1 pseudogene is annotated in these 364 nt (G+C 69.2%); it reads left to right on the top strand.

Going from position 1 to position 364, the window contains the following annotated elements:
- Window positions 1-364 (top strand): annotated as a pseudogene (locus DNK49_RS23485) (IS1634 family transposase); the annotation flags it as partial.

Here is a 364-nt window from a genome sequence, read left to right on the forward strand (position 1 = left end):
CGGGAACCGATGGGCGCCAAGCCGGCGGCGCCAACGGTGTCGTTCGAATCCGCGCGCGCGCTCGGCAATGTGTGGGCGCTGACCGAGCTGTGGAAGTCGCTGGGCTTCTCCGGGCTGCGCCGGGTGTTCCGCCGCACCCGCCGCACCACGGACGTGGAAGCGTTGATCCGCCTGATGGTGCTCAACCGCCTGTGCGACCCCGAGTCCAAGCTCGGCGTGCTGCGCTGGGTGCAGACGGTTGCGCTGCCCGATTTCGGGCCGAAGGCGGTCACCCACCAGCAGTTGCTGCGCAGTCTCGATGCCCTGATGGATCACCAGGATGAGGTCGATGGCGTGGTCGCTGGGCTGCTGCGCCCGCTGATCG

The sequence above is a fragment of the Parazoarcus communis SWub3 = DSM 12120 genome (assembly GCF_003226565.1).
In the GTDB taxonomy this organism is placed as follows: domain Bacteria; phylum Pseudomonadota; class Gammaproteobacteria; order Burkholderiales; family Rhodocyclaceae; genus Parazoarcus; species Parazoarcus communis.